This is a genomic window from Candidatus Burkholderia verschuerenii, from assembly GCF_001189365.1.
In the GTDB taxonomy this organism is placed as follows: Bacteria; Pseudomonadota; Gammaproteobacteria; order Burkholderiales; family Burkholderiaceae; genus Caballeronia; species Caballeronia verschuerenii.
In genome coordinates, this window is the sequence record NZ_LFJJ01000007.1 from 63393 (window position 1) to 71167 (window position 7775).

The 7775-nt window shown below is 65.4% G+C and carries 7 protein-coding genes and 1 pseudogene; 6 read left to right on the forward strand and 2 right to left on the reverse strand.

Annotated features, from left to right (window positions below; translation table 11 throughout):
- Window positions 1-77 precede the first annotated feature (77 nt).
- Window positions 78-1118, reverse strand: a pseudogene (locus BVER_RS33285) (M48 family metallopeptidase).
- Entirely contained in the window at window positions 1115-2215 is a 1101-nt protein-coding gene (locus BVER_RS03275; protein WP_050452066.1) for a YjgN family protein, read from the reverse strand. Before BVER_RS03275 ends, BVER_RS33285 begins: the two are co-directional and overlap by 4 nt.
- 251 nt (window positions 2216-2466) lie before the next feature.
- Between BVER_RS03275 and BVER_RS03280 the strand changes: the two genes are divergently transcribed.
- The 6 genes from BVER_RS03280 to BVER_RS03305 all read left to right on the forward strand — a co-directional run bounded on the left by BVER_RS03280 (window position 2467) and on the right by BVER_RS03305 (window position 7643).
- Entirely contained in the window at window positions 2467-3480 is a 1014-nt protein-coding gene (locus tag BVER_RS03280) for a fatty acid desaturase (protein ID WP_050452067.1), read from the forward strand.
- A gap of 64 nt (window positions 3481-3544) precedes the next feature.
- Window positions 3545-4360 carry a phosphate/phosphite/phosphonate ABC transporter substrate-binding protein gene (locus BVER_RS03285; RefSeq protein WP_050452077.1) on the forward strand — a complete coding sequence of 272 codons (816 nt, stop codon included), beginning with the start codon at window positions 3545-3547 and terminating at the stop codon, window positions 4358-4360.
- Between the two features lie 124 nt (window positions 4361-4484).
- On the forward strand, window positions 4485-5483 hold the full coding sequence (locus tag BVER_RS03290) for a luciferase-like monooxygenase (protein WP_050452068.1): 999 nt from the start codon (window positions 4485-4487) through the stop codon (window positions 5481-5483).
- A 268-nt stretch (window positions 5484-5751) separates the two neighbouring features.
- A complete protein-coding gene (locus tag BVER_RS03295; RefSeq protein WP_050452078.1) occupies window positions 5752-5997 on the forward strand; it encodes a hypothetical protein in 246 nt (81 codons plus the stop codon).
- Window positions 5998-6591: 594 nt separating this feature from the next.
- A complete protein-coding gene (locus tag BVER_RS36425; RefSeq protein ID WP_440588090.1) occupies window positions 6592-6744 on the forward strand; it encodes an H-NS family nucleoid-associated regulatory protein in 153 nt (50 codons plus the stop codon).
- Between the two features lie 302 nt (window positions 6745-7046).
- The gene (locus BVER_RS03305) at window positions 7047-7643 is read left to right on the forward strand and encodes a hypothetical protein (RefSeq protein ID WP_050452070.1); all 597 of its coding nucleotides are present in this window, start codon (window positions 7047-7049) and stop codon (window positions 7641-7643) included.
- The last annotated feature ends 132 nt before the right edge of the window (window positions 7644-7775 follow it).

Sequence of the window (7775 nt, forward strand, 5' to 3'; positions counted from 1 at the left end):
GGCGCGGAGCGGACGAGGAAGGGCCTCAGAATACCCTGATTCGACCCTTCGCCAATATTGACCGCGCCCGCGCGAGACTACTTGCGTCGCGGCGGCGGCCCGCACATCGACGTGACCGCGCGCCATTCGGCGGGCGACATCGCATCGTCGCCGGTCGACGAACCCGCGTTCGCCGCTTCGCGTTCCGGCGTCGGCGGATGATCCGACAGAAAGCGTGGCAATCCGCCGTCGATGCTCCGGCTTTCCATCGAGCGGAAGAAGGCGGCGAGGCCGTCGGAGCGCAATCCGCTGCCCTGCAGATAGGCGACGCCGTGCGCATCGGCGGCGCGCTCCACATCGCGCGTGTACGACATGCCGACGAGTTGCCCCGCCATCGACTAGAAATCGCCGACGCCGAGTTGCACCCCGAACGACGCCGCAATCGCGCCGATGCCGACATGCCGGATGAGCCCGTTCAGCGGATCGCGATTGACGATGTGCCCGGTCTCGTGCGCCATCACGCCGGCGAGCTGGTTGGCATCGGCCGCACGCGCGATCAGGCCGCGCATCACGATCATGCGCGAATCCGGCAGCGCGAAGGCGTTGACCGGCGGCTTGTCGAGCACGACGATCCGCACCGGCGCGCTCAGTCCGGCGGCACGCGCGATCCGCGCTTCCAGCCGCTCGAGCGCCTGCTGCCCGGCGACGCCATCGCATACGCGCGACGAGCCGGTCAACGACGACTCGGCGAATTCGCCCAGACGCGCCTCGGCGGCGTGCGGCACGAAAGCGCTCAGGCGCGCCGGGTCGCGCATGACGGCGACGCACACGATCAGCAGCGCGAATGTGAGCCCGGCCAGCGATATCCACACGGCGCGCGCGCCCTTGCCGCCTTGCGTGCGCAATCCCGACGGCAATGCGCTCCGATGCGCCAGCACGCGCCCCGCTTCGCCCTCGCACGACAACGCGACGACGTCATCGGGATCCGGCGCGCCGCGACGCAACTTGCGCAGCGGCCAGCGCGCGTGCTCGCCCGTTGCGCCATCGACGATCAACATCTCGCCGACGATGCGCAACGTGGCGTCGTGCGCCGTCGCGTTCCGTCCGTCGAAGTAGCGCGGGGTCGCGTCGCGGCTCACAGCGCTCCGCCGTGATCGAGCAGACTCAGCATGCCCTCGCCCATGGTCGGCTCGCGCAACGTGTTTTGATTCAGCGTGGCCGGATCGACATAACCTTGCGCATGCAGATTGTTCGCGAGGAACCGCAGGCTGCGCTGCAACGCGACCGGATAAGCGAAACCGAGCGTGAAGATCAGCAGAAGCAAATTGACGCCGGCCAGCCGGACCAAGCCTTCGACCGATATCGTGCTGCTGAACGACAGCATGCCGCCGAAGCTCGTATTCCCGGCGATATGCCGCGCCATCGCGACCAGATAGAAACTCTTGACGAGCCACGCGCCCGCGACGAACGCCACATACGCGCCGATCAGATTGCCCCAGAACGCCACGGGCAGATGCCTCGCGTGCGGGACGCGCATGTCGTGGATCACATGAAACATCGGCTTGAGGAACAGCCAGGAGACGACGCCGAACAGCACCGCGTAACCGAGCGACGTCAGCAGATACGCGCCATAGACTTTCGCGGCGCGCCCTTCGAAGCGGAACGCGCCGCTGCCGAAGCTCGCCGTGTTGATGCGCCGTTCCGCGAGACGCATGCTGGTCCACGTGATCAACTGGAACAGCGACACGAAGCACAGCGCCGAATAAAGCGTCGCGCGCACGCCATAACCGATCGCCGATCCCGTCATGCCGCCGCGAATGCCGCGCCACATCGTCCGGCTCAACCGATACCGCTCGGCACCGTAACGCGCACTCGCCTTGAGGACGCCCAGCAGCAGGAACAGCGCGATCGTCGGCAGCGACGCAATCAGGTTGCTGTGCGTCGCGCGCAGCAAAATCGCGTGGAGCAACGTGGACGCGAGCCAGATGCCGGCGAGCACCATGCACGCCGCAGCGAAGCCCTTGAACAATTCCTTGCCGGTGCCGGTGTACTCGAAGCGCTCGTCCTGAAAGCGCATGTGCGACCACACGTAGCGGCGAAGTTTCGTCGTCCCCCAGAAACGGTAGAAGCCGAGCGTCAACACGGAAAACAACAAGTTGGTAAAGAAAATGAGGCATAGCTCGCCGGTCGTGCCGTCGTATTCGAGCAGCGGGCGAGCCTGATCTTGCGTATTCATGGTCTGAGTCGTTGTTATGGATTTTTTTCCCCGGCGACAGATGCCGGATGGACGGCACGAGCGTTCGCGTTTGTCCGCGTGTGCCATGGGCGGGAATCGCGCGTCGATACGCCCCGGATTCGCCCTTTCCCGTGCTAGCGAAGATAACGGCCGCTTTTGCTGAAAACCTTAGGCGGATTCATTGGTTGGGATGCGCGGTCCGCGCGGCTACGATGGCCCTTCCCTTTCGAACGATGCCGACCGCTCACGCCATGCCACGCTATCTCGACGACGCCCAAGCCCGCGACATCCAGGCCCGGCGCGCGTCCTGGCGCTGGCGCAGCGAATGGCCGACGTGGCTCGTCATCGTCGCGCTCTACGGCGGATGGTTCGGCATCGCGATCAATGCGCGCGCGCTCGGCCTGCCCGTCGCGCTGCCGTTGCTCGCCGTGCTGTCGTGCTGGTACATGTCGTTGCAGCACGAACTGCTGCACGGTCATCCGACGCGCTGGGCCTTCGTCAACATGCTGTTCGGCATCGCGCCGCTGGCGGTGTGGTTTCCGTATGCGGTGTATCGCGAGTCGCATCTGCGGCATCACGACGACGCGCATCTCACCGAGCCGGGACGCGATCCGGAAAGCTATTTCGTCACAGCCGAGCAATGGGCCAATGCGGGACCGGCCTTGCGGGCGGCGCTCGCGACGCGCAATAGTTTCATCGGGCGGCTGTTGATCGGGCCGTGGTTTTCGATTGCCGCGTCGTGGCGCGAGGCGGTGCAGGCGGTGGGGGAACGGCAATGGCGCATCGTCGCGAGCTGGCTCGTGCATGGCGCGGCGCTCGCGCTGCTCGCGGTCTGGCTGGAAACGCGCTGCGGCATTTCATGGCGCGCGTTCGCGTTCGCGTTCGGCATCGGCTATCCGGCGTTGGCGCTTGCCTCGGTGCGTTCGTTTCAGGAACATCGCGCCGCCGACGATAGCTGCCAGCGCACCGCCATCAACGAAGCGGCGTGGCCGTGGCGTCTGCTGTTCCTCAACAACAACTTCCACGCAGTCCATCACAACCTGCCGGGCGTGCCGTGGTTTACGCTCGGCGCGGTGTATCGGGCGCGGCGCGATGCGTATCGGGCCGGCAACGGCGGCTTCGTCGTGAAGGGCTACGGCGAATGGATGCGGCGCTATGGCTGCGTGGCGGCCGTGTCGCCAGTGCATCCGTTGGCGGGCGTCGAACCGGAGCGCGTGGCGGATGCGTGGCCGGGCGTATCAGCGCAAGCGCGGCCGCGCGCATAGCGTCGAACCGGCACGGGCGCGGCACGGCCTGTACGATGTCCGTTCGTTCCTCCCTCTAGACATCATGCGCTGGATCGCCGCCCTGCCGATGTACAACGTCTCGGCCGCCCTCGCCCGCGATTGGCGCGGACTGCTGACGGACGTGCGCGCGAGTCTCGCGCCCTGGCTCGACGCACGCGGCGACACGCTCGAACTCGTCGATCCCGGCGCGGACCTGACCGCGTTCTGGCCGCGCGACGACCTGCTGCTCGCGCAGACCTGCGGCTATCCGCTGACGCACGCGCTCGTCGCCCGCGTGCGCCTGGTCGCGACGCCCGTTTTCGATGCGCCCGGTTGCGTCGGCGCGACGTATCGCAGCGTGCTCGTCGTGCGGCACGATCTGCACGCCGCAACGCTCGAAGATTGCCGCGGCCTGCGCGCGATCTACAACAGCGACGATTCCAACAGCGGCATGAACCTGCTGCGCCACGCCGCCGCGCCGCTCGCGCGCAACGGACGCTTCTTCTCCTCGGTCGAACGAAGCGGCGGTCATCTGGCGTCGCTGCAGGCGCTGGCCGTCGATGGCCGCGCGGATCTCGCCGCCATCGATTGCGTGACCTACGCATTCGCGCGCGAGCATCGGCCGGAACTGACGGCGGGCGTGCGCGAAATCGGCGTGAGCGCGAGCACGCCCGGCCTGCCTTTCATCACGTCGATGCGCGTGTCCGAACACGATGCCGACCTCATCGCCCGCGCCCTCGCCGATGCGCTCGCGCGCGATGCGGCGCGCGCCCGGCGGCTGCGTCTGACCGGTTTCGCGCGCACGCCGCTAACGGATTACGCGATCATCGACGATTACGAACGGCAGGCGATCTCGCTCGGCTATCCCCTGCTCGCATAAGGGTAAAGGGCGTCCGGGCAGACTCGCGCGAACTTCGGCACAATCGGATTTTCAAGGATATTCAAGCGCGCCACGCGGGCCGAACCGCCCATGCATCGCCGTGCCGCGCCACCGGAACGCCGCAATGATCCCCTTCTCCGTACTCGACCTTTCCCCGATTCCGCGCGGCGCGACCGCCGCCGACGCTTTCGCCCATTCGCTCGATCTCGCCCGTCACGCCGAACAATGGGGCTTCCAGCGCTACTGGCTCGCCGAGCATCACAATATGACGGGCATCGCCAGTGCGGCGACGTCGGTCATGATCGGCCATATCGCGGCGGGAACGAAGACGATTCGCGTCGGTTCCGGCGGCATCATGCTGCCGAATCACGCGCCGCTCGTGATCGCCGAGCAATTCGGCACGCTGGCGTCGCTGTTTCCGGGACGACGCATCGATTTGTGCCTTGGCCGCGCGCCCGGCACCGATCAGACCACCGCGTGCGCCATGCGCCGCGATCTGGTGGGCAGCGCCGAATCCTTCCCGGACGATGTCGTGGAATTGCAGCGCTATTTCGCCGATCCCGTCGAAGGCCAGCGCGTGCGCGCGGTGCCTGGCGCGGGCCTGCATGTGCCGATCTGGCTGCTCGGCTCGTCGCTGTTTTCGGCGCAGCTCGCGGCGGCGCTCGGCTTGCCGTTCGCATTCGCCTCGCACTTCGCGCCGGATTATCTGCTGACAGCGTTGCAGGTCTATCGCTCGCAGTTCCGCCCGTCCGCGAGCCTGGACAAACCGTATGCGATGGTTGGCGTGAACGTCTTCGCCGCCGACGATGCCGACCAGGCGCGCTTTCTTTTCACATCATTGCAACAGCAATTCATCAATCTACGGCGCGGGACGCCCGGACAACTGCCGCCGCCGGTCGAGTCGATCGCGTGGACGGAAGCCGAACGCGCGGGCGTCGAGCATTCGCTGGCGTGTTCCGTCGTGGGCGATCGGACCGATGTCGAAGCGGGCCTGCGCTCGGTGATGGAGCAAACGCAGGCCGACGAACTCATCGTGACCGCGCAGATTTTCGATCATCAGGCGCGTCTGCGATCCTTCGAAATCACCGCGCAAGTACGCGAAACGCTCGGCGCGACCGTCTGAGCGTGCACGCGACGCAGGCAGGCGCGGCGTTTGCGGGTGTCCGGCGCGATGTGTGCGTCGCAATATCCCTACGCTGGACGGGCCCGGTTTTGACGGGCAATAATGAACCACCGGAGCCGCCGCCTCGCATTGCCCGCGGCGCGCTTCGCGTCCGCGTAAGCTACCCGCCGTCGTCCGCCGTGCGTGCACGAAGCTCGTGCATGCGCCGATGGACAGCGGCATCGCGGAACAACAACAACGACGTCGCAAGACGGGAGGAAGAATGTCCATGCCGAAAAGCGCCGCCACCGGAGCCATGACGCTCCTGACGGAATACGACGATGCCAGCGGTCAGGAAGTGCGTTCATTGCGTCTCGAACCGGCCGCCGATGGCAAGGCCGTTCTGCTGATCGAGGTCGACGAGCGCAAACCCGGCATTCATCGCGAAGTACGTTATGAAATAACGCCGGCCGAACTGATTGCCGCCATTCGCGCGCACGGTGCGGAATTACCCGGGGAGCAACATAATCGTTAAAACATTTTAAGAGTTGGCGTAAAACAGCATACAATGTGGTCTAGACGCGTTTTCTGCCGTCCGATGCGAAGTCATGCGGATTCTGGCGGCGGAACGATGTCATCGGCAGTTCGTGGTTTTCCGGCGTGACTTCCGTGCGCACTGTTGTCGTGCGTCCGTCGCGGCGATCCTCGAGCGGGCACTGCCCGCCATCCGCACGCATACCGCAATTAAGGCGAATATCGGCCAGGCGGTATCGCGCGGATTATCTGTCACTCAGGTACGACAAAGGCACCACTGCGGTAAATATACTAATTGACGCGCGGCATGCGGTTTGCCACGCTCTATTACACACATCTATCAAGTCATCGAACCGCCCCGGTCCGCGCGGGGCGTAGGTTCGTCTTCTGAAAATCAAAAAGCTGAATCAGGAAAGCCGTGGACGAAAGAAAGCGAGACAGCATCATTGCGTATTTGCGCACCCGCATGGCCGAATTCGGCATTAGCGAGAGCGCATTGGCCGACGCATTGGCGGAAGCACCGGCGGTGCCTCCCGCCCCGACTTCCTTTACCAAACCCAACGGGAATCACCTGGCGCAAAAGCCCAAACGCGCGATGCCCCAATTACCCACGCTGCCGCATTCCGGCGTGGGCGGAACGCAATTCCGCAACGCCAGCGGCGATACGTGGGATGGCGCGGGCGATATGCCCGAATGGCTCAAGCGCGCCGTGCACGCGGGACAGGACATCGAGTTTTATCGCGTCTGAAACGGCTCGTCCCGTTTCAACTCATCGCGTCCGATTCGACAGCTCGTATCTAATGAGCGGATAAAGCGCGCGCCATTACTTTTCGGTTCCGTTCAAACGCTGCGATCGCGCTGCGGCTGCGTGCGCGCGAACGCGTGCCGCGAAACGCTCGCGCTCGTCATTGCACGATGCGTAGCGCAGCCCGCGCGCGTATACGTCTGGCAGATCGCGACCAATCTTTGGCTCGGGCATCTCCTGTCGAAGTCGCGGCGTTGAGCGCAGCGCTCTTCCGAAGGTTCCATCACGAAGAAAGGAGTCAGGCCATGTTTCGTTCGTCTTTTCCGTCGCGATGCATGCAGTGTGCGTTGAGCGTGTCGCTGGCGTTGGGTTTCGCGTATCCGGCGTGCGCGCAGGATGCGGCCTCCGCGCCGCCGGCTCGCGGTATCGCGGGTGCGGCGCAGGTGCAGGCGCAGGTCGTCGGCATCGATCCGGCGAGCAATAGCGTGACGCTTAAAGGGCCGTCGGGACGCGTCGTGGATGTGGCGGTGAATCCACAGATCGGCGATGTGTCGAAGCGCAGGATCGGCGATACGGTCAACATTGAATATCGCACCGCCGTGCTGATGCGCGCGACCAAGGCCAACGCGAACGCAATCCGCGAGCGAGTCGATACCGAAGCGGCGATCCCGGCATCGGGCGGCTTGTCGGCGACGTCGCGCGTGGTCGAGATTATCGCGACGATTCAGCATATCGACGCGAAGAAGCGGCTCGTGACCTTGCGCGGCCCGCAGCGCACGGTCACGCTCGCGGTGTCGCCGGAGGTCTCGCTCGCCGGTCTGAAGACGGGCGACATGGTGCACGCCCAGTTCGAGGAAGCGACCGCGGTGCAGGTTATGCGGGATGGTCAGCCGATCAAATAAGCGACGCAATCGGCATAGGGGCGGCCAGCAAGCTGGCCGGTCCCCTGCCACACCACCCTGCCACACCACCCGGCGTGCGGGTCCGCACCGGGCGGTTCGGGAAGTTGAGGTTATGTGAGGCGAGGCATGCCA